Origin of the sequence: Corynebacterium marambiense, assembly GCF_016342275.1 — a bacterium.
GTDB classification, from domain to species: Bacteria; Actinomycetota; Actinomycetes; order Mycobacteriales; family Mycobacteriaceae; genus Corynebacterium; species Corynebacterium marambiense.
The window spans coordinates 131,407-156,619 of sequence record NZ_JAEIOT010000011.1; the positions used below are offsets into that span (position 1 = coordinate 131,407).

Annotated in this window: 22 protein-coding genes; 14 read left to right on the plus strand and 8 right to left on the minus strand. The window is 66.4% G+C overall.

Annotated elements, in window-relative coordinates; all coding sequences use genetic code 11:
* Positions 1 to 38 precede the first annotated feature (38 nt).
* Positions 39 to 2,186: a YhgE/Pip domain-containing protein gene (locus JDV76_RS09840; RefSeq protein WP_198736720.1), complete on the minus strand. Its 2,148-nt coding sequence runs from the start codon at positions 2,184 to 2,186 to the stop codon at positions 39 to 41.
* Positions 2,183 to 3,046, minus strand: a complete 864-nt coding sequence (locus tag JDV76_RS09845) for an ATP-binding cassette domain-containing protein (protein ID WP_232959233.1) — start codon at positions 3,044 to 3,046, stop codon at positions 2,183 to 2,185. The genes JDV76_RS09840 and JDV76_RS09845 overlap by 4 nt, the downstream gene beginning before the upstream one ends.
* Positions 3,047 to 3,194: 148 nt before the next feature.
* Here JDV76_RS09845 and dcd point away from each other — a divergent pair, with 148 nt between their 5' ends.
* The 7 genes from dcd (at position 3,195) to JDV76_RS09875 (ending at position 8,598) form a co-directional block, all read left to right on the plus strand.
* Positions 3,195 to 3,758, plus strand: a complete 564-nt coding sequence (dcd, locus tag JDV76_RS09850) for a dCTP deaminase (protein WP_198736721.1) — start codon at positions 3,195 to 3,197, stop codon at positions 3,756 to 3,758.
* A complete protein-coding gene (locus JDV76_RS09855) occupies positions 3,755 to 4,561 on the plus strand; it encodes an ABC transporter ATP-binding protein (protein ID WP_198736722.1) in 807 nt (268 codons plus the stop codon). The genes dcd and JDV76_RS09855 overlap by 4 nt, the downstream gene beginning before the upstream one ends.
* The gene (locus JDV76_RS09860) at positions 4,558 to 5,196 is read left to right on the plus strand and encodes an ABC transporter permease (RefSeq protein WP_198736723.1); all 639 of its coding nucleotides are present in this window, start codon (positions 4,558 to 4,560) and stop codon (positions 5,194 to 5,196) included. The genes JDV76_RS09855 and JDV76_RS09860 overlap by 4 nt, the downstream gene beginning before the upstream one ends.
* 7 nt (positions 5,197 to 5,203) lie before the next feature.
* Positions 5,204 to 5,878 carry an ABC transporter permease gene (locus JDV76_RS09865; RefSeq protein WP_198736724.1) on the plus strand — a complete coding sequence of 225 codons (675 nt, stop codon included), beginning with the start codon at positions 5,204 to 5,206 and terminating at the stop codon, positions 5,876 to 5,878.
* Entirely contained in the window at positions 5,875 to 6,855 is a 981-nt protein-coding gene (locus JDV76_RS09870) for an ABC transporter substrate-binding protein (protein ID WP_198736725.1), read from the plus strand. The genes JDV76_RS09865 and JDV76_RS09870 overlap by 4 nt, the downstream gene beginning before the upstream one ends.
* A gap of 181 nt (positions 6,856 to 7,036) precedes the next feature.
* Entirely contained in the window at positions 7,037 to 7,168 is a 132-nt protein-coding gene (locus tag JDV76_RS12815) for a hypothetical protein (protein ID WP_255520447.1), read from the plus strand.
* A 104-nt stretch (positions 7,169 to 7,272) separates the two neighbouring features.
* Positions 7,273 to 8,598, plus strand: coding sequence for a UDP-glucose dehydrogenase family protein (locus tag JDV76_RS09875; protein ID WP_198736726.1), 1,326 nt, complete (start codon positions 7,273 to 7,275; stop codon positions 8,596 to 8,598).
* A gap of 71 nt (positions 8,599 to 8,669) precedes the next feature.
* Here the strand turns inward: JDV76_RS09875 and JDV76_RS09880 are convergent, their stop codons facing one another.
* The 6 genes from JDV76_RS09880 to JDV76_RS09905 form a co-directional block, all read right to left on the minus strand.
* Positions 8,670 to 9,989 (minus strand): YibE/F family protein, encoded by a 1,320-nt coding sequence (locus tag JDV76_RS09880; RefSeq protein ID WP_198736727.1) that lies wholly within the window; start codon positions 9,987 to 9,989, stop codon positions 8,670 to 8,672.
* Between the two features lie 101 nt (positions 9,990 to 10,090).
* Positions 10,091 to 11,293, minus strand: a complete 1,203-nt coding sequence (locus tag JDV76_RS09885) for a DUF8175 domain-containg protein (RefSeq protein ID WP_198736728.1) — start codon at positions 11,291 to 11,293, stop codon at positions 10,091 to 10,093.
* A 159-nt stretch (positions 11,294 to 11,452) separates the two neighbouring features.
* A complete protein-coding gene (locus tag JDV76_RS09890) occupies positions 11,453 to 12,718 on the minus strand; it encodes a pyridoxal phosphate-dependent aminotransferase (RefSeq protein ID WP_198736729.1) in 1,266 nt (421 codons plus the stop codon).
* A 137-nt stretch (positions 12,719 to 12,855) separates the two neighbouring features.
* Positions 12,856 to 13,911, minus strand: coding sequence for an ABC transporter substrate-binding protein (locus JDV76_RS09895; protein WP_198736730.1), 1,056 nt, complete (start codon positions 13,909 to 13,911; stop codon positions 12,856 to 12,858).
* Between the two features lie 174 nt (positions 13,912 to 14,085).
* Positions 14,086 to 17,286 carry a heterodisulfide reductase-related iron-sulfur binding cluster gene (locus JDV76_RS09900; protein ID WP_198736731.1) on the minus strand — a complete coding sequence of 1,067 codons (3,201 nt, stop codon included), beginning with the start codon at positions 17,284 to 17,286 and terminating at the stop codon, positions 14,086 to 14,088.
* 286 nt (positions 17,287 to 17,572) lie between these two features.
* A complete protein-coding gene (locus JDV76_RS09905; protein WP_198736732.1) occupies positions 17,573 to 17,992 on the minus strand; it encodes a hypothetical protein in 420 nt (139 codons plus the stop codon).
* 399 nt (positions 17,993 to 18,391) lie between these two features.
* On the opposite strand from JDV76_RS09905, the gene JDV76_RS09910 reads away from it, so the two are divergent.
* From JDV76_RS09910 to JDV76_RS09935, 7 genes are read left to right on the plus strand one after another with little or no spacing between them, the layout of a single operon-like run.
* Complete coding sequence (locus tag JDV76_RS09910) at positions 18,392 to 20,068, plus strand: nitrite/sulfite reductase (protein ID WP_198736733.1); 1,677 nt, start codon at positions 18,392 to 18,394, stop codon at positions 20,066 to 20,068.
* Positions 20,065 to 20,322 (plus strand): hypothetical protein, encoded by a 258-nt coding sequence (locus JDV76_RS12655; protein WP_248140933.1) that lies wholly within the window; start codon positions 20,065 to 20,067, stop codon positions 20,320 to 20,322. Before JDV76_RS09910 ends, JDV76_RS12655 begins: the two co-directional genes overlap by 4 nt.
* Positions 20,319 to 21,098: a phosphoadenylyl-sulfate reductase gene (locus JDV76_RS09915; RefSeq protein WP_248140934.1), complete on the plus strand. Its 780-nt coding sequence runs from the start codon at positions 20,319 to 20,321 to the stop codon at positions 21,096 to 21,098. Before JDV76_RS12655 ends, JDV76_RS09915 begins: the two co-directional genes overlap by 4 nt.
* Positions 21,095 to 22,048 (plus strand): sulfate adenylyltransferase subunit CysD, encoded by a 954-nt coding sequence (cysD, locus tag JDV76_RS09920; RefSeq protein WP_198736734.1) that lies wholly within the window; start codon positions 21,095 to 21,097, stop codon positions 22,046 to 22,048. Before JDV76_RS09915 ends, cysD begins: the two co-directional genes overlap by 4 nt.
* Positions 22,048 to 23,355, plus strand: a complete 1,308-nt coding sequence (locus JDV76_RS09925; protein WP_198736735.1) for a sulfate adenylyltransferase subunit 1 — start codon at positions 22,048 to 22,050, stop codon at positions 23,353 to 23,355. Before cysD ends, JDV76_RS09925 begins: the two co-directional genes overlap by 1 nt.
* Entirely contained in the window at positions 23,348 to 24,088 is a 741-nt protein-coding gene (locus JDV76_RS09930) for a sirohydrochlorin chelatase (RefSeq protein ID WP_248140936.1), read from the plus strand. The genes JDV76_RS09925 and JDV76_RS09930 overlap by 8 nt, the downstream gene beginning before the upstream one ends.
* Positions 24,076 to 25,038: a sulfite exporter TauE/SafE family protein gene (locus tag JDV76_RS09935; RefSeq protein ID WP_198736737.1), complete on the plus strand. Its 963-nt coding sequence runs from the start codon at positions 24,076 to 24,078 to the stop codon at positions 25,036 to 25,038. Before JDV76_RS09930 ends, JDV76_RS09935 begins: the two co-directional genes overlap by 13 nt.
* The last annotated feature ends 175 nt before the right edge of the window (positions 25,039 to 25,213 follow it).

Here is a 25,213-nt window from a genome sequence, read left to right on the forward strand (position 1 = left end):
ACACGGTCTGAACGGGTCGTGAACATGGTCGCCAGCGGTCAGATCTTGATCGGCGGGTGCAGGCGTTTCATCGTCCACCGCCGGTCGCGCCGCGCCACCACCGCGGTCAGCGTCATGCTGAGCAGGAACACGAAGATCACCGCCGCGATGGCCTCCGGCAGGCGGTGGTCGACGTGGCCGTACATCAGTTGCCGGAAACCGTTGACCGAGTAGGTCATCGGGTTGATCGGGTGCAGCCACTGGAACAGTGCGGGTTCGGTCTCCACCGGGTACAAGCCGCCGGAGGCGAGCAGCTGCAGCATGAGCAGCGCCATCGCGACGACCTTGCCCGCCCCGGGCCCGAGGGCGGCGTTGAGCAGCTGGTTCACCGCGGTGAACATCAGGGACACGAGGACACAGAAGACGAGCAGGCCGATCGGGTAGACCGGTTCCAGTCCGACTCCGTAGCGGGTGACCAGGAAGATGGCGGTGGCCTGACCGATCGCTATCAGGGACGCCGGGAGGAACCCGTCGAGGGCGGCACGCAGCGGTGCGACACCGCTGGCTACCGCCCGGTTCTGCAGCGGTCGCATGATCATGAAGATGATCAGGCCACCGATGAACATCGCCAGCGAGAAGAAGAACGGGGCGAGGCCCGCGCCGAACGTGTGGGAACCCACATCGTTGGTCGTCCTCAGGCTGACCGGCCCACCGAGGACACTCGCTGTGCCTTTCCGCTGCTCGGTGTCCCACTTCGGCACGGCCCGGGAGCCCTCGGTCAGCTTCGTCGCCAGTTCGTGCGACCCGTCGCTGAGCCGGTTGCTGCCGTCGACCAACCTGGTGGTGCCGTCGACGAGGCGACCGGCGCCGTCATCGAGTTTCTGCAGGCCGTTCTGGAGTTCCCCGGTGCCGGTGACCAGGCGGGAGGTGCCGTCCTCGTGCAGCTTGTTCAGGCCGGTGTCCAACAGTTGCATACCGTCGTTGAGCTGGGTGACGCCGGTCTGCAGTTCCCCGAGCTTGCCGGGGAGGACGGACGTGCCCTCACTGAGCTGGTTGAAGCCGGAGCGGAACGGGGCCTGCGGGTCGGAGAGCTGGTAGGCGAGCTGGCTCGTGCCGTTCGCCAGTTCGTTGAGCTGAGCGGTCGCAGGGGCGTTCTGGCCGAGTGCGTTGTGGTCGATGTCGAAGGCGACCTGGTCGAGTTGGCGGACGACGTTCTGCACGTCGGGGTTGGGGATCGGGCGGAGCTGGTCGGCGAGCTGCCGGATGTTCGCCGACGTGGTGGTCTGGATGTCAGTGGCCTGGGACAGGGTCGCGTTGAGCTGCTGGACCCCGGCGTCGATGCGGACCGCGCCGTCGGCGAGCTGGTCGACGCCGCCGCCGAGCTGATCCACGCCCCTGGTGAGTGCGGTGAGCTTGGCGGTCGCGCCCTCGACCTGGTCGTTGAGTTGCTGGGTTCCTGCGGCGAGTTTGTCCGCGCCCGCGCCGAGCTTGACGACGTTCGCGTCCACCTTCGCGGCGCCCGTGCTGAGCTTCGTCGTCGCCGCCAGCGCGGAGTCCAGTCCACCGTTGAGCTTCACCGCGCCCTCGCTGAGTTGGGTCGCGCCGTCGTTGAGTTTCTCTGCGCCGTCATGCAGTTGTGTGGCACCGTTCGCGGCCTTCTCCAGGCCGGCGCCGGCGGACTGGATGCCGATGAGGACCTTGTCCACCGCCTCCTCGCCGATCCGGTTGGAGATCGCGGGCAGCATGGTGCGCAGGACGTTCTCGCCGATGAGTGTTGAGAGGTAGCCGTTGGAGTCGTTGTACGTTGTCTGGATGACGGCCTTGCGGGCGTCGCCGGTGGTGGGGGAGGCCACTGCCTCGGAGAAGTCCGGGGTCAGCTGGACCGAGAAGTAGTACCTGCCGTCCCGCACGCCCTCCTCGGCCTCCTGCTCGGAGACGAAGTCGAAGTGGACCCGGTCCTCCTTCTTCAGCTGGTCGACGATCTGGTTGCCGGCGTTGATCTCCTCGCCGTCGACCTCGGTGCCGAGGTCGCTGTTGACGAAGGCCACGGGCATCTTGTCGACGTGGCCGAAGGGATTCCAGAACGCCCACAGGTACAGCGCCGAGTACATCAGCGGCATGAGCATGAGGACGACCATGGCGATGCGTCCGAGTTTGGAGCGGAGGAACCGGCGCAGTTCCGTGCCGAGTGTGAATCCGGCGATCATAGTTCCGCCTCCTTGGCGATGCGGTGGATGCGGTCCAGGTCGGAACCAGCGTGACTGGGTTGGAGATGCGACGCATCCGTGAACAGTTCGATCAGTGTGTAGTCCGGCAGGAACTCGTCGGGGAGCCGGTTGACGGCGTTGACGACGACCGGGATGTTCTCCGCGAGCCGACTCAGCACGGTCACGAGGATCAGGCGGTCGTCGAACTCGTGGACCTGCTCGAGGTCGTCCATGACGAGCATGCCGATCTCCGCGCCGTTCGCGGGCCGCAGGGCCAGTGCGATCCGGATGAGCAGCCGGTCGAGGCCGGAGATCTGGGAGACGTAGGCGTCGAGGGGTGGGAGGTCACGCTCGCCGAACACGGGGCGGCAGACCGATTCGTAGTAGTCCTGGTCGGCCCGCGGCGCCCACATGATCCACGGTGTGGACCACGCACGGTGCTCGGTCAGGATCACGCGGATGCGGACGTCGCGGTCGAGCAGGTCGATGTCGTCGACTCCGGCGATGGCGACGCGTTTGCGGATCACCGAGGGCTTCGTCTCCCCGAGCACCTCGAGGGTGCCGGTGCGGGGTTTCATCCGTCCGGAGATCGTCAGGGCCAGGGCGGTGCGCCCGCCGCCGCCCCTGCCGGAGAGCACGGTCAACCCGGTGCCGGGGATCTCGACGTCGAGGGGGCCGTAGACGGGACCTTCCTCGCCGCGGACCGAGATGTCGTGTGCGATAACTGCCGGGTATGGTTCGCCGCCCTCGGGTGTGGCGCGCTGCTCGACGGTGCGTGATGACGTCGTGGCCTTCCCGGTCGACTCGTTATCTTCCCGGTAGGGGTGGGGTGCGGCGGTTTCGGGGATTTCGGAGGACATGGGCGCTCCCGATGGGGCAGAAGATGTGGCGTGAGTGGAACTCACGCTACAGTAGTACAACCGGAGGGTGAACTTCCACTTATCAGTATTTTTCGAGTTCAACCCGCTTCTGGTTCCTGTGGAGGCTTCAACCGATAGACTCGGTGCCGTGCTGCTCTCCGACCGTGACATCCGCGCCCGCATCAATTCCGGTGATCTCGTCATCGATCCGTTCGATCCGCACCTCGTGCAACCGTCGAGCATCGATGTCCGGATGGACCGCTTTTTCCGCGTGTTCAACAACTCCCGCTACACCCACATCGACCCGAAGCTGCGCCAGGACGAGCTGACCAGCCTCGTCGAGGTCGGCGAAGATGATCCCTTCGTGCTGCACCCGGGGGAGTTCATCCTCGGGGCCACCCTCGAGAAGTTCACCCTTCCCGCCAATCTCGCGGGGCGTCTCGAGGGCAAGTCCTCACTCGGACGCCTCGGGCTGCTCACACACTCCACCGCGGGATTCATCGACCCGGGGTTTTCCGGACACATCACCCTGGAGTTGTCCAACGTGGCGAATCTGCCGATTATTTTGTGGCCGGGAATGAAAGTGGGCCAGTTGGCGTTGTTCTGTATGTCGTCTCCCGCGGAGGTTCCCTACGGCGCCTCCGAACTGGGGTCGAAATACCAGGGTCAACGCGGACCAACTCCATCAAAGGCGTATCTCAACTTCCAATGATTCAGTTCGATCACGTCGTCAAGACCTTCCCAGGCGCAGCCACACCCGCTGTCAGGGACTTCACCCTCGATATACCAGCCCGGTCCACGACCGTGCTGGTCGGCAGCTCTGGCTCCGGAAAGACCACCCTCCTCCGGATGATCAACCGCATGGTCGAGCCCACGGAGGGCCGGGTGCTTATCGACGGCGAGGATCTCGCCGGGGTCGACCCCGTCAAACTCCGGCGCAGCATCGGCTATGTCATGCAGAACTCCGGGCTGCTCCCGCACCGCACGGTGTCGGACAACATCGCCACTGTGCCCCGGCTCAACGGGGTGCCCCGGAAACAGGCCCGGGAACGGGCCTGCGAACTACTCGAGCTCCTGGGGCTCGACGGATCCCTCGCGAAGCGCTACCCCAGCGAACTCTCCGGCGGCCAGGCGCAGCGGGTCGGCGTCGCCCGTGCGCTGGCCGACGACCCGAACATCCTCCTCATGGATGAACCCTTCGGTGCCATCGACCCCGTCGTCCGCAGGGATCTGCAGGAACAGATCCTCGATCTGCAGGAGAAGATCTCCAAGACCATCGTCTTGGTCACCCACGACATCGACGAGGCGTTCCTGCTCGGGGACACCATCGTCCTGCTCGAGATGGGAGCTCAGATCGCGCAGGCAGGCACCGCCGAGGACTTTGTCACCGACCCCGCCAGCGATTTCGTCGCCAGCTTCGTCGGGACCCAGAACCGGGAACTCACCCTGCAGGAGCGGCACGGAATGACCATCGCCGTTGACCGGCACGGTCGGGTCAAAGGGGTGGTTCGGTGAACTGGAGCTGGATCGCCGGAAACCTCGACCGCATCGGCGGACTGGCTCTCGCCCACGCGAACCTCAGTTGGCCTGCGATCATCGCGTCACTCATCATCGCGCTTCCCCTGGGCTGGGCCGCCAGCCGCAACCGCATCTCCCGGGAGATACTCGTCACCGCGTCGGGACTGCTCTACGCCATCCCGTCCCTCGCGCTGTTCGTTGTGCTGCCACTCGTTATCGGCACCTCCGTGCTGTCGCCGTTGAACGTCATCATTGCGATGACGCTCTACGGGCTCGCGCTGCAGATCCGGACCACCGCCGATGCCTTCGACTCAGTGCCCGAACCACAGAAGCAGGCGGCGGTCGCGATGGGATACCCCGCCTGGCGGCAGATCCTCACCGTCGAACTCCCTCTCGCTGGACCGATCATCCTCGCCGGACTCCGGGTCGTCAGTGCGTCGACCATCTCGCTGGTCAGCGTCGGTGCGCTCACCGGTGTGCAGTCCCTCGGCACCCTGTTCACCAACGGCTTCGCCCGTTCGTTCCCCACCGAGATCCTCGCCGGGGTCGCCGGAACAGTGATCCTGGCCCTGATCTTCGACGCGGTTCTGGTCCTCGCAGGCCGGATCCTGATGCCCTGGGCAGGGCGGTGATGCGACGATGAATTACTTCACCGGAGCCGTTTCATTCATCGCCGACCCGGCCAACTGGCCTGGAACCGGCGGAATCGGTGAACGGCTCGGCGAGCATCTCTGGTATTCCGTGCTCGCCGTGGTCCTCGCCCTGGTCATCGCTCTCCCGCTCGGCCTCTTCCTGGGGCACACGGGGAAGGGCGCGTCCGGGGTGATCGCCGCGACCGGCGCACTACGCGCCATGCCGTCCCTCGGGCTGCTGACGTGGCTGACCCTCGAGATCAGCTTCGGGATCCAACTGCCGATCGTGCCCTCCACCATCGTGCTGCTCATCCTCGCGGTTCCACCCGTCCTCGCGGCCACTGTCTCCGGGGTGTCCACAGTCTCCCGTCCCGTCGTCGACGCGGCCCGGGCGATGGGGCACAACGAGGGGCAGATCATCACCCGCATCGAGCTTCCGCTGGCGGCCCCCACCATCGTGGGCGGGGTACGATCGTGCGTGCTCCAGGTCCTGGCCACCGCCACAATCTCGGCCTACATCGGGCTCGGCGGACTCGGCCGCTACCTGCTAGACGGACTCGCCCTCCGCGACTACGAGCAGATGCTCGTCGGGGCCATCCTGGTATCCGCGCTCGCTCTCGCAGCGGATGTGACACTCGCCCGCCTCCAACACCGACTACGACCGAAAGGCGTTACCTCATGACCCTCCCGAAGAATCAGCTCCTCCGCCGCGCCGGCGCCACCCTCGCCGGGCTGGCCCTGGTGCTCCCCCTCGCCGCGTGCACCGGCTCCTCGGACCCGCTGAGTGAGGGAAACTCCGGCGGAGAGACGAAGTCCACGCGCGCCACAGACAGCATCGTCATCGGCACCGCCAACTTCCCCGAGAGCGAGATCATCGGGCAGATTTGGGCGGAAACCCTCCGCAACGCCGGTTTCGAGGTCGAGGTCAAGTCCGGTATCGGTTCCCGCGATGTCTACCTCAAGGCACTGCAGGAGGGCTCCGTGGACATTGTCCCCGAGTACTCCGGCAACCTCGCCCAGTACTTCATGGCCGCCGAGAACCAGGAGCTGCCCGTCGGTGCCACCGAGGAACAGGTGCTCAACGGCCTGAACAAGGCACTGCCCGCAGGCCTGGCCACGGGCAAGGCTGCCCCCGGTGAATCGAAGGACTCCTACCGGGTCACCCGGGAACTCGCCGACCAGGCCAAGCTGGTCACCCTCGCCGATCTGGACAATCTCGATGACATCCGGATCGCCTCCAACCCGGAACTCAAGGACCGCCCCTACGGTCCCTCCGGACTCGAGGAGCTGTACAACATCAAGGCCGACAAGATGAGCATCATCCCCATCTCTGACTCCGGTGGGCCACTCACTATCGCGGCCCTGACCACGGACAAAGCCAACGTCGCCAACGTCTACACCACCTCGCCGACCTTCGACACCGACGGTGCGGAGATCGACCTTGTCACCCTCGAGGACCCCGAGAACCTCATCCTGCCCCAGCACATTCTCCCGCTGATGCAGGGCAAGGCCGTCTCCGGTGAAGCACGCGAGGCGATCACCAAGATCAATGCAGACCTCACCACCGACGCCCTGCTCGAGATGAATATCCGCAACATCGGTCCCGAAAAGGCCGACCCCAAGACCATCGCCCGGGACTTCGTCACCGAGAACTCCTGACGCACAGTTCGCTTTCCCGGTGTCACCTGCCGCTACAATGAGTGGTGATTCGCGGGGGGATTCCTCCCCGCCAGCGGGGATGGCACCGTACTCTGTAGGGAAACGCCGCCGCTGTACCCGCAGCCCGACACCAACCCACTCGCCGGGCCGGGGAGAACCTACCCAGGAGAGGAGGAGCAACATGCCGACAACAGACGCAAGCTGGTGGACTCCCACCATGAGCGTGATCCTCGTAGCAGTGATTGTCGCGATCATCGTGGCGATGGCGCTGTACACGATCTACAGCTACCGCAAGAGCCTCCCGAAAGAGTGATCTCTCCACACCGTACCCTGGGGCTGGACACTGTCCGGCCCCAGGATGACGTCATTCAGATGACGTTCACCTCCCCCTAACCTCCGGCGGGTACAACTGGTGACATGAAACTGACCGTCATCGGAACTGGGTACCTCGGCGCCACCCACGCCGTCTGCATGGCAGAACTCGGACACGAGGTTCTCGGGGTGGATATCAGCGAGGAACGCATCGAGGCACTCCGTGCCGGACGGGTTCCCTTCTACGAGCCGGGCCTCGCCGAAAAACTCTCAGCGAACCTGGCCACCGGAAGACTGGATTTCACCACGGACATCGCCGCTGCGGCCCGCTTCGCCGACGTCCATTTTCTCACCGTCGGCACGCCCCAGCACTCTGAGGGAAGATCCGCTGATCTGAGTCAGGTACACGGGGCGGTGACATCGCTGGTTCGGCACATGCAGGGGAGCCACCTGATCATCGGGAAGTCGACGGTTCCCGTCGGTACCGCCGCGGATCTGCAACTGATGGTCTCCGCACTCGCTGCGCCAAGCACGGAGATACGCATCGCCTGGAATCCGGAGTTCCTCCGGGAGGGACATGCGATCGCGGATACGCTCCATCCGGATCGAATCGTCGCGGGGGTGCCGGGTGATGACGCGGGATACGCGGAGAACATCCTGCGTGACGTGTACGCGGCGACCCTGGCGCAGGGCACGCCGTTCATCGTCACGGACCTTGAGACTGCGGAACTGGTCAAGGGGGCCGCCAACGCCTTCCTGGCGACGAAGATCTCCTTCATCAACGCCATCGCGGAAATCTGTGACCTGAGCGGTGGAAATGTCACTGATCTGGCCCGTGCACTCGGCCACGATGATCGCATCGGGCGGAAGTTCCTCGGCGCCGGACTCGGATTCGGTGGTGGTTGCCTGCCCAAGGACATCAGAGCGTTCTCGGCCCGTGCGGAACAACTCGGTGCGACCGGAATCCCCGCACTCCTGGGCAGCGTCGATGACATCAACCTCGGGCAACGCCGGGCGGTCCTTGATACGGTGGTCCGTTCCTTCGACGGCGCGGTTGCGGGTAGGCGGGTGACGGTCCTCGGAGCCGCCTTCAAACCTAACAGTGATGACATACGTGATTCGCCGGGCCTGTTCATCGCAGGCTCGCTCGCACGAATCGGTGCCGATGTCACCGTGTATGACCCCCAAGCGATGGAACCGTCGAAACGGGTGCTCCCGGAGCTCACCTATGCGCCAACCGTCTACGATGCGCTGCATCCCACCGAAGCCGTCGTCCTGGCGACGGAATGGCGCGAGTTCATCGACCTTGATCCCGTGGAAGCGGCATGTCACGTGGATCGTCCTCTGATGATTGACGGCCGCAACTGCCTTCCCGCGCGAGCCTGGATTGATGCCGGCTGGGATTACCGGGGTATCGGCCGCCGGTACTGACCGCCCGTACTGATACCAGCGGCGTCGAGGTGCGTGGCCCGGAGGTTCCGCGTTTCCGGATGATAGTGAACTCAGTGCGTGTGGGAATGTCGCCGCCCGGAACAGGTGAAGGCGGCGATCGCTGTGGTGATCGGAACCGACATGGTCAATGCGAGTGCGCCCACGGCGGAGCGTAGGAGTTCGGTGGCCATGATGTCCCCGGTGAGTAGTTCACCGAACGGCCGGTCTGCGACGGTGAGCAGCAGAAGCAGGGGGAGCGCCGCGCCGGTGTAGGAGAGGACGAGGGTGTACATGATGGAGGCGATGTGGTCACGGCCGACACGGATGGCACCCTTGAACAGCCTCCAAGGGGAGGCGTTGGGGTCGATGGCGGCGAGTTCGTTGACGGTCGACGCCTGGGAGATGGTGACGTCGTTGAGCACGCCGAGCGACCCGATGATGAAGCCACACAGCATGAGCCCCGTGACGGAGACGTCGGGCAAATAGAGCTGGATCATCAGGTTGTCCTCGGAGCCCAGGCCGCGGAGTTGGGTGCCGCTGATTGCGAACTGGGCGAGGACGGCCGCGATGCCGAGGGCGATGAGCGTGCCCCCGAGAGCGGAGGATGTCTTCCAGTTGACCCCGTGCACGAGGTAAAGGGCGGCGAAGAGAACCGCGGAGCCGCAGACGACGGCAAGGGCCAGAGGCGGTCCGCCGTGGAGGAGTGCGGGGAGTAGGAAGATACCGACGCCGGCGAGCGTGACGGCGAGCCCGATGAGGGAGCGGGCTCCGAGCCAGGAACCGAGGAGGACGACCCCAAGGGCAGTGATCAGTCCCCAGATGAGAAGGGTCGAGCCGCGTTGGTAGTCGGCGAAGGTGTATCCGGTGGTGTCTTCTGAGGTGGTTGATTCGTAGAGGAGAATTTTCTCCCCCTCCGAGAGCTCAGGGTCGCCGGGTTGCCCGGAGAGCATGAGCATCGTTCGTTTTCCCTCGTTGACACCGGACGTGATGTCGATGATGGCCTGTTCACAGACCCGGTCGGAGTGTTCGAGGGGGACGATAGGCGAGGATTCGAAGATCCGGCCGACGGACGGTGAGGTGCAGGAGCCTTCGGTGGTGAGGGCGACCGTCCCGGTCACTTTCTCCTTGGACAGGGAGGAGATGTTCTGGAAGGACGGGGCGACGTTCGGTTTCTCTGATGACGGCCAGAGAACCGCCAGTCCGGCGACGGTCCCGAGGAAGGTGAGGACGAGGAAGACACTCAGGATCCACTGGGGGACGGTGAACGGTCTCTTCTCGCCCTTTCGCTTCGGCAGCGGATTACCATCCGGCCCGATGCCGTGCGCGGCGAGATGACCGGCGATGTGTTCTGTGGGGTCCTCGTGACTGTCGGATCGGTGGTGCCGCCCCATCGCGTGCTCCTTGGTGGGAAGTAGGGAGGAGAGTCGTGGTCAGTGCAACAGTAAAATGCCCGCCACGGACCGGAACTGGGGTGGCGGGCAGGCGTGTCGTTCTACCAGCGCGCCCAATCCTCGATCTCGTCGACGTCGGTCAGTTTGAGGCTGCGGATGAACTGGTCGCTCTGGTGCCAGTCGCCGTCGACCCACTCGACCATCATTGTGACCACGGAGACGACGTCATCGTCCTGCGCGGTCGCGAAAGTGATGATGACGGCTTCCTCGTCGAAGGAATCGACCTTGTATGCGACCGGGATGGGAGCGGAGTAGTCGGGGGTTTCCGGGATGATTGACGGATCGGCGAGCGCGGCATCGAGACGGGCCGGGTTCATGCTCGGTGGCAGGAAGACACGCGCGCTGCGGACCGCATCGATTCCACCCCGGTTGACGCCCTGGAAGATGTGCCAGGCTGCGAGCGCCGCGCCCTGGGGGGTCCGGCTGAATCCGTGGGCGACCCCGTCGGTGACCTGCCACGGGCCATCGGACGCACTGAACGGGAAGTCCCAGGCAGTACCGCTGTCCTCGCTCTCCTTGAGCCGCTGCCACTCGACCTTCGGGGCGGCGGTCAGCCAGTTGTCGTCCCCGGGAACGAGGGCCTCACCATCGTCGGTGAAAACATCGCCTGCAGGGTCCTTGGGGTAATAGACCGTGATGCCATCGGCATCGGTGGTGCGTCGTTCGGCGGGTTTGATATCGGCAGCGTAGGCCTTGTCGGCGAGCGCTGAGGGGGCGGGCTTCTCCGAGGGCTCGGAGGTCTTGCTACCACTCGTTGACGTAGTGGTACTGCTGGTGCTGCTCTTCTTGTCGGTGGTCTTCTTGTCGGTGGACGTCGTGCTGGAGCTCGTCGTGGACGAGGAGGATGTCCGACCGGTGGATGAGCTCTTCGCCGATTCCGGGGTCTTCGAGGACGTGGAAGAACGGGGCGCTGAGCTCTTCGTGGTCGTGGAGGACTGTGACGTGGCGGACGGTGTCGAGCTCCCGGCGGTCGCCGATTCCGATGTGGAGGTACTCGAGCTACCCGGGTTCGACGAAGATTTTGTGGTGGACGGTTCCGCTGATTCCGTGGAAGACGACACAGCACTGGTGCTGGTGTCGGGATCGCTCGACGGCTGCCCCGAGGTGGCGGCGCCGGCTTCCTCATCTCCGATGTACATGTAGGCACTGGCGGCGATCAAACCAGCCACGGTCAGGGTGGTCAGGGTGGCGAACAAACCCCGAGGGGTCAGGGTGGAACTGTCGTAACCGGAGCTTTTTCGCACGCTGGTCCTCATCTCGTCATCAGTTGTGCACGATTACCCGGCGAGCCTGCCGCCGACGCCGGTCTGGTGACCGGCCACATGGTGTCAATAATAGAGAAAACAGCCCGCGCACTGCGCTGACTCCCGAAAAGGGGTGCCAATGGGCGGGCCGTGGTCCGCCTACTGGCGGTAGTGCGCGAGAAAGTTACCCAGCCGCTCGATGGCCTCGGACAGCTGGTCCTTCGCGGGCAGTGTGACCACCCGGAAGTGGTCGGGCGCATCCCAGTTGAACCCCGTTCCTTGAACCATCAGGATATGTTCCTGGCGCAGCAGGTCGAGCATGAGCTTCGCGTCGTCGTGGATGTCGTGGACGTTCCGGTCGATGCGTGTGAAGGTGTACAGCGCCCCCATCGGCTTCACGGTGCTGAGCCCCTCGATCGAGTTGATTCCGTCGTAGGCGATGTTCCGCTGCTCGAGGAGGCGACCCCGTTGAGCCGTGAGATCGAAGATGTCCTGGTGGGTCTCCAGGGCAGCGGGAATAGCGAACTGTGCCGGAACATTCGAGCACAAGCGTGTGCCGGCGAGGAGCTCGAGCCCCTGAATGAACTCCGTGGCGTGGTCCTTCGGCCCCGTGAGCACCATCCATCCTGCCCGGAAACCCGCAGCGAGATAAGCCTTCGACAGGCCATTGAACGTGATGGTCAGAAGATCCGGTGCGAGGGTGGCGACGCTGATGTGCTCGGCATCTTCATAGAGGATCCGGTCGTAGATCTCGTCGGACAGCAGCAGCAGATCGTTCTCACGGGCGGTCTGGACGATGCCCTCGAGGACCTCCTTCGAGTACACCGCGCCGGTGGGGTTGTTCGGGTTGATCACGACAATGGCGCGGGTCTTGTCCGACACCTTTGAGCGGAGATCATCCAGATCCGGATTCCAATCGGCGCCCTCGTCGCAGCGGTAGTGGACCGCAGTACCACCGGCCAGGCTGGTCGCCGCAGTCCACAGTGGGTAGTCGGGCATCGGTACGAGGATTTCGTCCCCCGGGCTCAACAGGCCCGCGGTCACCATGAGGATCAGCTCGGAGACGCCGTTGCCGAGGAACACGTCCTCGACATCGAATTCCGGGAACCCGGGAACCTCTGCGTAGCGACGCACGATGGTCTCCCGTACCTCGAGCATCCCCTTCGCGGTGGAGTATCCCTGTGCCGGGACGATGTTGTCGATGATGTTCCGCACTGCGGCTTCCGGTGCACGGAAACCGAAGATCTCCGGGTTGCCGGTGTTCAGCTTCAGGATCTCGGTTCCCTGGCGCTCAAGACGCTCCGCTTCGGCACTGATCGGCCCCCGGATCTCGTACGCGACGTTGTCCAGGCGGCGGGCGTGTCGAATCTGCCGTCGTCGGTTGCCGTTGGTCAGGTCACTGGGAGTGGAGGGCGCATCAGTCATGGTCACCATCGTGCCATCTACGTCGACTGAATTGGGGAGCTTCGGAAAAACAGCCCCGGCGTTTTTTCGTGTCTAGCAGATCAGCTGCGCCTGAATCAGGGGTGTGTGTGGGGGCGATGCGTGCCGTTCACCTGGGATTATTGCGCATCCGATACTTCTCCGGTGTACCGCATGAGGCCCTCGGGGACGACCGGGCCGTCAACGTGAAATGCGTGGGCCAGCTCGCCGAGGATCGCGTACGCGCCCGGCAACGACTCCGAAGTGATCCATGCGGTGTCGTCGGCTGTCACGGCCCGGCGTTCAAGTTCCGGCCAGTTCTCCGTCGCCCGGAAGCTCTCCATCGAGCGTTCCCCACCCAGAGGGCTGGTGGTGATGAAGATTCGGTCTGCATCGACATCCGCTATCTGCTCGACGGTGACCTTGATGAAATTCTGGCCGCCGCGTTGCGACTTCGGTCGGGCCAGTCCAGCGTCGGCGAGGACCATGCCCGGGAAGGAACCTGCAGCGTAGATTCTCGTCGGACCGTTCTGGAACCGGAGAACCGAAATCGTGGGATTCGATGCACTGGTGTTGATCTCCTCGCCGATACGCTGCGCCTCCTCCTCGTATCGCGCAAGCATGGCGGAAGCGTCACTGTCCACCCCCAGGGCTTTCCCGAGAACCAGGTAGCCGCTTTTCCAGGTGGCAGGTGCCCCCTCCGACATCACCGTCGGAGCAATCTCGGAGAGACGTTCGTAGTGTGCCCCGCTGGTTTCCCTGGCCCCGACAATCAGATCCGGTTTCAGGTCGGCGATCGCGTTGAAGTCCGGTTCCCGCGGAGTGCCCACGATGACCGCGTCAGCACCGAACCTCTCCGGGAGGTCGCCTAGATAATCACCGAGTCCCTGGCCGTGCGTGTACGTCTCGGTGTGCCCGATCAGTGTGCCGTGCAACAGGAGCACCGCATCCGCCCACGGACGATCGAGAGCGACCACCGTTTTGGCCGGGGCATTGAGCTTCGTTGTTCCGAGTGCATGGACGATACTGATCTGCCTGCCGTCAGAAGCCTGCTGGGACGAGTCCGTGGACGATTCCTCCGACATGGTGCCGGGGGCCGAGGAGTCGCTATGTGCGCTACAACCGGCCAGGGAGAAGCTGAGCGATGCGGCGACGAGGAGAATGCCGACGCGTCGGAATCGGGATGGTGGTCTCACGGAGAATCCCTTCAGGGAGACCGCAGATGTGCGGCCGGTCAGCGGTTGAGATACACCCCGACGTTAACAGTGCGGGAACCGTCCCGCCGCCGCCCACCGTCGCGGGGGGACCCGACCGGCACGGCGGACAGGTGCCCCTGCCACTGCATTCCCCGCGGATGGGATGTGTCCCGTTTAGTTGTCGGAGTCCGCATCGGATCCGTCGGTATCAGCGGATTCCGGTTGTGTTCTCGACTCCGGCGCCCTGGGAACGGTTCCCGGCGGTTTCGGGGCGCCAGGTATACCGGGAGCTCTCGGCACAGCGGATCCTCCCGGTGCAGAGGGAATCCTGGGCGCATTGGGTTGAGGGGTGCCGGGTGTAGTGCTGCCGGGGGCCGGTGGAACCGCTGGTTTGGGTACGTCCGGAGCTTTCGGTGCTGCGGGAGCACCTGGTGCGGTGGAAATGCGTCTAGCCGGTGCCTGTGGCGCGGATGGTGTCGGTGCAGCTGATACCGGGGGCGTGACTGTTCCGGGTGCCTTAGGTGTTGCGGAAGCACCGGGTGCGGTGGGTGTCGTGCTGCCCGGCGCCGGTGGAACGGCAGGTTTCGGCCCCGCGGGTGCTTTTGGCGCGGCAGGCGCCGTGGGTACACCGGGGGCTCCAGGTGCCTTAGGCGGGATTGATCCTGGCGCCGGTGGAACGGCAGTGCCGGGAGCCTTGGGCGCGGTGGGGGCCCCGGGGGTCTTCGGTGCGCCGGGTGCCTTCGGGGCGGCCGGGGCCCCGGGGGTCTTCGGTGCGCCGGGTGCCTTCGGGGCGGCCGGGGCCGTGGTCCCGGGCGCAGATGGAGCCGGGGGAGTACCGGGTGCGCCAGGTGCGGTGGGCGCGCTGCTCTGCGGTGCCGACGGCGTGGCTCCGCCGGGCGCCCTCGGAGCGGCAGGGACCGCGGCGCCGCCGGGTGCTTGTGGTGCTGCGGGTGCCTTCGGGCCGGTGGGCTTCGCGGCTCCGGGTGCTGCCGGAACCGGGGGCGTCCCCGGAGCCTTCGGCGCGGAATCAGGCACGGTCGGCTGGACCGGTTTCGCGGGGGCAGGGGATTTCGCCCGGTCGTCGCGTCCTGCGGAGGCGCCGCCACAGGTGCCCGCCTTCCGCGGCTTCACGGAGGTGAGACCCAGATCTGTGACACCGCGGCGGGGTGGTGCAAGGAAGGCGCGCTCGCGGGGTTCCGGCAGTTTCCCGTCGACGAGGACGGAATCGCGGAGCATCTGTGCGACATCGCGTACCTTGGGTTGATCTGCGGCGGGCTTGTCGGAGAGTGCCTTGACTCCGCCGGTGAGCATGACGGTGCAGAAGGGGCAGCCGACGGCGATCTCCTCGGCGCCGGTGGCGAGTGCTTCGCTGGTGCGGTTCTCGTTGATGCGGGTGCCGATGGTCTCGTCCATGAACATGCGGGCGCCGCCCGCACCGCAGCAGAAGGCGTCGTTCCGGTTGCGGTCCATCTCCCGCAGATCGTGCCCCGTGGCACCGAGCAGTTCGCGCGGTGGATCGAAGACCTTGTTGTGGCGGCCGAGGAAACAGGGGTCGTGGTAGGTGATGGGCCTGCGGTCCTCGGGGCGGCGGGGCACCGGGGTGAGGAGTTTCTCGCGGACCAGCTTGTTCAGGATCTGGGTGTGGTGGACGACGTCGTAGTGGCCGTCGAAGTCCGGGTACTCGTTGCGCAGGGTGTTGAAGCAGTGGGCGCAGGTGGTGATGATGGTGCGCTGGCCCTTCGGTACACCCTCGAACACGGTGTTGAGGGTGGTGATGTTCTCCTGGGCGAGCATCTGGAAGAGGAACTCGTTGCCGGCGCGCCGGGCGGGATCACCGGTGCAGGTCTCGCCCTTGGAGAGCACCGCGAACTTCACGCCTGCGGTGTGGAGGAGTTCGACGACGGCGCGGGTCGTTTTTACGGCCTCATCGTCGTAGGCGCCGGCGCAGCCGACCCAGAAGAGGTATTCGGTGTCGTTGAAGTCGGTGATGTCCTCGCCGAACACGGGTACCTCGATGCCGTCGCGGCGTGCGGCGTCGATCCAGGTGGCGCGGTCGGCGGAGTTCCGGCCCCAGGGGTTGCCCTTGGCCTCCAGGTTCTTGAACAGGCCTGCCAGTTCGGAGGGAAACTCCGATTCTGCGAGTACCGCGAAGCGGCGCATGTTGGCGATGTGGTCGATGTGCTCGATGTCCACCGGGCACTGCTCGACGCAGGCCCCGCAGTTGGTGCAGCTCCACAGCACGTCCGGCTCGATGGTGTGGCCCTCGCCGACGAGCTTGAGGACATCCACACCGTCATGGGAGGTGTCGGCGTCCAGCAGGGATGGGTCGAGGAGATAGGGGGAGTTGGTCACCATGGCGTCGCGGAGGTCGGTCATCAGCAACTTCGGGGACAGTGGCTTCGCGGTGTTCCAGGCGGGGCACTGCTCCTGGCAGCGACCGCAGTCGGTGCAGGTGGTGGCGTCGAGAAGCATCTTCCAGGAGGCGTCCCGGAGGGTGCCCGTGCCGATGGGGTCGGCGTCGGGGTCGAGCTCGTCGACGCTGTCGAGGGTGACTTGCTCTCCGCGCGAGACCATCGGTGCCAGCGCGCCGAGTGCCGGTGCACCGTCCGCGTTGCGTTGGAGGAAGATGGTGAAGAAGGCGGTGATCCGGTGCCAGGCCACACCCCAGGACAGTTGCCGCCCGACGACGAAGAGCCAGATCGTCCCGGACAGTAGTTTGATCAGGGCGAATACGCTGACCATCACGGGGCTTGCGGGGAGGAGCTGCGCGATGTGCATGGTCAGGAAATCGGACCACAGGTGCGGGTGGATGTCGTCGTAGGTGGCGATCTTCGCCGACTTCACGGCGATCATTCCGAGCCCCTCGATGAGGACGACGCCCTCGACGAAGTGCGCGGCGCGGGCGTTGGACCCGTAGAACCGGGACATGCGTTCGCGGGTTCCGGCGTGCAGGCGGGCCCCGATCAGGAAACAGATGCCGGCGACGGTGCCGATACCGAGTAGTTCGTCGGCGAGGTGGTACATGCCCCATTCGCTGACGATGGGCCAGCCACCGCGTGGCCAGAAGGTCTGGATGTAGGCCTCGAACCAGAGGACGAATCCGATGAGGAAACCGACCATGACCAGCCAGTGAGCTGCCGCGATAGCGGGTTTCCGGGCCAGTTCGCTGTGGAAGACGACCTCCTTGAACAGCGTGCCGACGCGCCGTGCGGGCCGGTCGGTGCGGCCCGGCAGGGGTTGTCCCGCGCGGACGAGACGGAAGAGTCGGCTGGCGCCACGGAGGAAGTAGAACCATGCGGGAAGTGACAGCAGGAAACCGATGATTCCCAGCACGACGGTCGTGCTGGTCATCGTTGGGGCTGCGGCGAGCGTCATCGCGGGAGAGGTCCTTGGCGTGGGCAAAAGAATGGGTGTTCAGTGCCTGTCACGAGCGGGCTGGCTGCGTGCGGGCATGGTGGTTCCCACTCTAAGCGGTGCCGTGGTCATCTCCCCAACAGTACCCACGCGCCAGGTCGACGGAATGTTTCGGGAGGACCGGGAACGGGTCTGTTCAGCCAACGTCCGGTGATGGTTTGACAAGTCTGAAAATAAACTGTCCCCGCTACCAGCTCCGGGACGTGGAGCGGGCGGCGGGGCGGTCGGACGTGTGCGTGGGAGGGGGTTACTCGGGGTTTGCCGCTCCCGTGAACAGTGAGCTGATGAAACCGAGGAGATCGAGCACGAGGCGAACCGGTGCGGTGATGAGGGAGAGGATGCCGGTGCTGATGCGTGCGTTGGCGAGCTCTTCAGCGGTGATGGGTCCGGCGGGGCAGGGGCGTTCCATCCAGTTGATTGCTTCGGTGGTGACGGGGAGGTCAGGGTCACCGGCGTGTTCCGCCCGGCACTGGTCGACCTCCTCCTGGGTCATCACGCCGAACTTCACCACGGCTTCGGCGGGCATGCCGGAGGGGTGTGCCGGGGCGATTGTCGACGACAGGTGCGTGACGGACGAGCCGGTGGCGGTGTCCTCGGCGTGGGCGGGGGTCGCCAGGCCGAGGAGCAGTGCGGGGATCATGATTCCGGTCAGCAGTTTCTTGGTCACGGGGCACTCCTCTGGGGGGCAGGATGCTGTTTCTGAATAAATATAAGCGATATCGGAGCAGCGCCGCCAGGGGTGTCCCCGCTGCTCCCGGTGTTGCGGGTCGGCCGGTGTGTGGCCTGGGGTGCCGGTGCTGCTGCGGTCGGGAGCGTCTCCTGGCGCGAGGAGGGGTGAAGTGAACAGGGTTGTGTACAGAACGGTCTATTTCATTCACCGACTTTCGCTTCTTAAAGTCGCATGTAATGGCAGATAAATGTGAAAAAATAGACTGATCGGTACATAAAAAATGCCGGTTTTATGGTCATGCAAGCGTTTGCTGTGTCAGACTTGGCCGCACCAACAGCACCCCCATCGCGGCCCCGGCCCCGGCACTGCCGGAACCGGGCTTTCCAAGGAGCACCCATGGCACCGACCACCGTCAAGGAACGGCCCGCCCGGCAGCACAGGCCGGACGGCCAGTGGAAGATCGACGGCACCGAACCGCTCAACGCCGACGAGCGGATCAAGGCCGAGGACCCGGGGATGTCCTGCAAGCAACGGATCATCGACATCTACTCGAAGCAGGGCTTCGACTCCATTGCGGAAGACGACCTCGCACCCAGGTTCAAGTGGGTCGGCCTGTACACGCAGCGCCGCCAGGATCTCGGCGGTGAGCACACCGGTACAGCCACCAACGCGGAACTGCAGGACACGTTCTTCATGATGCGGGTGCGTTTCGACGGCGGCATTGTCAGCACCACGCAACTGCGCACCGTCGGTGAGATCTCCCGCGACTACGCCCGCGGCACCGGCGACTTCACCGACCGGCAGAACATCCAGCTCCACTGGATCCGCATCGAGGACGTCCCCGCGATCTGGGAGAAACTTGACGCCGTCGGACTGTCCACCCTCTGCGGCTGTGGTGACGTTCCCCGCGTGATCCTCGGATCACCCGTCGCGGGCATCGCCGCCGACGAGATCATCGACGCGACCCCCGCCATCGAGGCCATCACCTCGGACTGGCTGCACCGCGAGGAGCTCCACAACCTGCCTCGCAAATTCAAGTCCGCCATCTCGGGTTCCCCGCGCCAGGACGTCACCCACGAGATCCAGGACCTCGCCTTCATCGGCGTGAACCACCCCGAACACGGCCCCGGCTTCGACGTCTACGTCGGCGGCGGCCTGTCCACCAACCCGATGCTCGCCCAGCGCCTCGGCGTCTGGGTGCCGCTCGACGATGTACCGGAGGTCTGGGCGTCCGTGGTCAAGGTGTTCCGCGACTACGGCTACCGCCGCCTGCGCAACCGCGCACGCCTGAAGTTCCTCGTGGCGAAGTGGGGCGTGCAGAAGTTCCGCCAGGTTCTCGAAGAGGATTACCTCGGACGCCCGCTCCTCGACGGCCCGGCGGCGCCCGTCAATCCCGGCAACCGTGACCACCTGGGCGTCCACCCGCAGAAGGACGGCCGCTTCTACGTCGGCGTCAAGCCCACCGTCGGCCACGCCTCCGGCGACCAGCTCATCGCCATCGCCGATGCCGCCGAGGCTCACGGCGTCACCCGGATCCGGACCACCGTCGACAAGGAGCTGCTGTTCCTCGACGTGGAAAAGCGGCAGGTCGAGCCCCTCAAGGAGGCGCTCCACGCCACCGGACTACACCCGGAGCCGAGCGAGTTCCGCCGCGGCGTGATCTCCTGCACCGGCCTCGAGTTCTGCAAACTTGCCCTGGTCACCACCAAGGCGCGGGCGATCCAGCTCGTCGACGAACTGGAGGACCGGCTCGGCGACATGGACGTCCCCCTGAAGATCAGCCTCAACGGCTGCCCCAACTCCTGCGCCCGCTCCCAGGTCGCGGACATCGGACTCAAGGGCCAGCTCGTCACCGACGATGAGGGCAACAAGGTCGAGGGCTTCCAGGTGCACCTCGGCGGCGCCCTCGGGTTCGACCCCGACTTCGGCCGCAAGCTGCGCGGACACAAGGTCACCTCCGCGGAACTCGGCGACTACGTCGTTCGCCTCGTCGAGCGCTACCGCGAGCAGCGCACCGAGGGTGAGCAGTTCCGCGACTGGGTCCTGCGCGCCGACGAGGGGGACCTGCAGTGAGCTACCGCGTCGACAAGCCCAACCCCAACCGCGGCTTCCCCCAGTACTGCGCCTACTGCGGCGGAACCGACCTCTTCCCCGACGAGGAGACCGACTTCGCGTGGGCCTGCCAGGAATGCCGAAGAGTGTTCTCCGTGATGTTCCACGGGCGCAACGACCCGGCGAACCGGCCCGCGCCCGCGCCCTCCACCGCGGAGGCACTCGCCGCATCCCTCGACCACCACGGACACACACCGGGGGTGCGGGTACCGTGACCGACCTCAGCCGCTTCGCCCGCCCCCGCGCCCACCGCGACCCCGAGGTCTCACCCGCCGGGGCGGCGACCACCGCACCACTCGACCCCGGGACCCGCGCCGAGCTCGCCGCATTCGTCGACACGCACGCCGACGCACTGTACGACGCCGACGCGGAGACGATCCTCGCGACCGTCGCCGAACACGTGCACGGTCCCGTTGCGGTGACCATGTCGATGGAGAATACCGTCCTCGCGGAACTCGCGTCCCGGTACCTTCCCGACGCCGACCTACTGTTTCTCGACACCGGCTACCACTTCGACGAAACCCTCGACGTCGCCGATGCGGTGCGCCACCGGTACCCGCTCCCGCTGGTCACCGCCACCCCGATCCTCACCCGCGCCGAGCAGGACGCCACCTACGGGCCCGCGCTCTACCGCCGCAACCCCACGGCCTGCTGCCGAATGCGCAAGGTCGAGCCACTCGCCGCCGCGATGAGCGGCTACATCGGATGGGTCACCGGGCTGCGTCGCGCCGACTCCCCGCTACGCGCCGACACCCCGGCCGTCACCCTCGACAAAACCGGCCGACTCAAGATCTCGCCCCTGGTGACCTGGTCACTCGAGGAGACCGAACGGTACATCGTCGACCACGACCTCATCCGGCACCCCCTGACCACCCGTGGCTACCCGTCCATCGGATGCGCCACCTGCACCCTGCCCGTCGCCGAAGGCGAAAACCCCCGGGCCGGCCGCTGGGCCGGACAGAACAAGACAGAATGCGGACTCCACACATGACCACCACCCTCACCGACACCACCTCCGACGCCCGCACCGACCGGGGCACCGGCTCGCCGCTGTCCCCGCACCTGAAGGACCTGGAGAACGAGGCCATCCAGATCCTCCGCGAAGTCGCCGGACAGTTCGACAAGGTCGCCCTGCTGTTCTCCGGGGGCAAGGACTCCGTCGTCGTCCACGAACTGGCCCGCCGGGCGTTTGCCCCCGCCGCTGTACCATTCGAATTGCTACACATCGATACCGGGCACAACTTCCCCGAGGTTCTCGAGTTCCGCGACCGCCTCGTCGAACGCACCGGCGCCCGACTGCGCGTCGCGAAGGTCCAGGACTGGATCGACCGGGGTGAACTCAGCGAACGCCCCGACGGCACCCGCAACCCCCTCCAGACCATCCCCCTCGTGGAGACCATCGCCGAACAGGGCTACGACGCCGTGCTCGGCGGTGCCCGCCGCGACGAGGAACGGTCCCGCGCCAAGGAACGCATCTTTTCCGTCCGCGACAGCTTCGGCGGCTGGGACCCCCGCCGCCAGCGGCCCGAACTGTGGAACCTCTACAACGGCGGACACCTGCCCGGTGAGAACATCCGCGTGTTCCCGATCTCCAACTTCACCGAGGCCGACATCTGGGAGTACATCGGCGCCCGGAACATCGAACTACCGTCCATCTATTTCGCCCACGACCGCGAGGTGTTCCACCGCGACGGCATGTGGCTGACCGCCGGCGGGTGGGGTGGTCCCCGCAAGGGCGAGACCCTGGAGACCCGCCGCGTGCGGTTCCGCACCGTCGGGGACATGTCCTGCACCGGCGCCGTCGACTCCGACGCCGACACCGTCGACGCCGTGATCGCCGAGATCGCCGCCTCCACCCTTACCGAACGTGGCGCCACCCGCGCCGATGACCGCCTGAGCGAATCCGCCATGGAGGACCGCAAGAAGGAAGGCTACTTCTGATGACCAGCACCCTCACCGCCCCCGCCCCGATCGAGGCGCTACACGACCGCCAGACCCTCCGGCTGTGCACCGCGGGCAGTGTCGACGACGGCAAATCGACCTTCGTCGGTCGCCTCCTCCACGACACGAAATCGGTGCTCGCCGACCAGCTCGCCGCCGTCGAGGCGACCTCCCGGGCCAAGGGCCTGGACCACGTCGACCTCTCCCTGCTGGTCGACGGCCTGCGCGCCGAACGCGAGCAGGGCATCACCATCGATGTCGCCTACCGCTACTTCGCCACCGCGAAGCGCACCTTCATCCTCGCCGATACCCCGGGCCACGTGCAGTACACCCGCAACACCGTCACGGGTGTGTCCACCTCCCGCGTCGTCGTGCTGCTCGTCGACGCCCGCAACGGCATCGTCACCCAGACCCGCCGCCACCTCACCGCCGCAGCCCTGCTCGGCGTGAACACGGTGGTCCTCGCGGTGAACAAGATCGATCTCGTCGGCTTCGACGAGTCCGTGTACCGCGCCATCGAGACCGAGTTCACCGCCCTCGCCGACCGCCTCGGTGTGACCAGCACCTTCGTGGTGCCCACCTCCGCGCTGCTCGGGGACAACGTCGTCGAGCGCGGCACCAACACCGACTGGTACACCGGCCCCACCGTCCTCGAGATCCTGGAGACCGTGCCCGCCGGTCCCGAGGTCGGCGAGCTGGGACTCCGATTCCCCGTGCAGACCGTCATCCGCGATCACGCCACCGACTACCGCGGCTACGCGGGCCGGGTGACCGCCGGACAGATCCGACCCGGCGACACGGTGCATCTCGGGTCGGGGCGCACCACGACGGTCACCGGCATCGATACCCCGGACGGGGAGGCGGAACTCGCGCTACCCGGCGACTCCGTCGTGCTGCGCCTCGCCGACGACATCGACCTCGCCCGCGGTGACCTCATCGCCGGTGCCGACCGCCCCGACGACGTCCGCGAGTTCACCGCCACGCTCGTCGGCCTGGCCGAGAAAGCCGTCCGCCCGGGCCAATTGCTCAAGCTGCGCTACGGCACGTCCCTGGTCCGGGGCCGGGTCACCCGGATCACCGCGGGCATCGACATCGACGCCCCGGTGGACGACGTGATGCGGGACGCCCCGGGCGAACTCGCCCTCAACGACATCGTGCGCGCCGAGATCCAGGTCGCCGAGGCCCTGCCCGTCGACGGTTTCACCGCCCGCGGTGCCGTCGGCTCCCTCCTGCTCATCGACCCCGCCTCCGGGGACACCCTCGCCGCAGGCCTGGTCGACGGCACCGGCGGTGATGGCCGTGACTGACCCGCGTCCCGCACTGATCACCCTGTCCCACGGATCCCGTCACCCCCACGCCGACGCCGGTATCGCCGAGCTGACCGCGGCCGCCGGTGACCTCCTGGACCTGCCCGCGCACCCGGCCCACTTGGACCTGTCGACGCCCACCCTCCCGGACGTCGCCCTCCGGCTCGCCGTCGCGGGCGTCCGGGAGGCCGTCGTCGTGCCCCTGCTGTTCACCCGCGCGTTCCACGCCACGACCGACGTCCCCGAGGAAGTGCACGCGGCCACGGAGGTCTCCGGGTTACGGATGACCCTCGCGGACGGGCTCGGTACCGGCCCGGATCTCGTCGACGTCCTCGCGGAGCGCCTGATCACGGATGCCGCGGATCGACGAGACACCGTCCTCCACCCGGTCGGAACGTCCAGCAAGCGGGCATCGGCTGACCTGGCGCGACTCGGGGCGGAGCTCGCCGAGCGGACCGGTCGCCGTGTCGACGTCATCGCCGCCACCGGGCCGGGCGGCGGCCCCGGGGCGGTCCTCGACCGCGCCCGCGCAGCCGGTTCGCTGCACGTTCTCCCGCTGTTCGTCACCCACGGGCTTTTGCTCGACCGGCTGACCGACCGCCTGCCCGCCACCCGCCCCGGGGGCCCGGACATCTCGGTCAGCGCACCGCTCGGCCGCGACCTCGCCGGAATCGTCGCCACCCGCTACTCCGACGCCCTGACCAGCGACCGGACACCGGCATGCGTACCCTGATCCTCATCGCCCTGGCGGGGGCGATCGCGCAGCTCGTCGACGGCGCACTCGGCATGGGCTTCGGCGCGACGTCGACGACCATGCTCATCCTCGCCGCCGGCCTCGGCCCCGCGCAGGCGTCCGCCGTGGTGCACACTGCGGAGCTGGGGACGACCCTGGCCTCCGGGATCAGCCACTGGCGCTTCGGCAACGTCGACTGGCGGCTCGCGCTGCGCCTCGGCATCCCGGGCGCGGTCGGCGCGTTTCTCGGGGCCTACGTCCTGTCCAACCTCTCCACCGCTGCTGCCGCCCCCGTCACGGCGGGGATCCTCACCGCCATCGGCCTGCACCTCCTGCTGCGCTTCTCCCGCGGCGCCCCGCACCACGCGGTCGCCACGGACACCCGCCGCCGGGGACGGGTCCTCGGACTCCTGGGCCTGACCGGCGGATTCATCGACGCCTCCGGCGGGGGCGGCTGGGGACCTGTCACCGCCTCGACCCTGATGAGCCTCCGGCACGCCGAACCGCGCCGGGTCGTCGGAACCGTGAACACCTCCGAGTTCCTGGTGACCGCCGCCGCCACCACCGGATTCGCGATCGGCATGCGGGAGGAGCTGCTCGCCCACCTGCCCGCCGTCGCCGCCCTGCTCGTCGGTGGTGTGATCGCCGCGCCGTTCGCGGCGTGGCTCGTCAGCCGCATGCAACCCGGTCTGCTCGGCGGGGCGGTCGGTACCGCGCTCATGCTCGTCAACGCGCCCCGGGTGGTCGGTGCCCTCGACACCGCGACGTGGGTGCTCCCCGCTGTCGAGGTGGCGCTGCTGGCCCTCGGCGTGGGCCTGACCTGTTGCGGTGTGCGTCGGATGCGGAAACGGGCCAAGGTCCGGGTCATGGATGAGGCCGCCCCGGAGGTCCCCGTCGGACGAAGCGAGAATATTAAGCATCGAAAGCCGATTGGAGTCGGAGAGAGATAGTTAAGGTGCGCAGTAGATAGGGGAAGACCTACTGGGAGTCTTCCTCTGCTGTCTCCGCGCCGTATTCAATGCGCTACACGACGTTTGGACGATGCAAAAAGGCATGCCCTGTGCACGTATGTCCCTGTCTCGTGAAATTCGAGATCAGTGCGTGAGGCCTTCGTAGGGCAGCCCG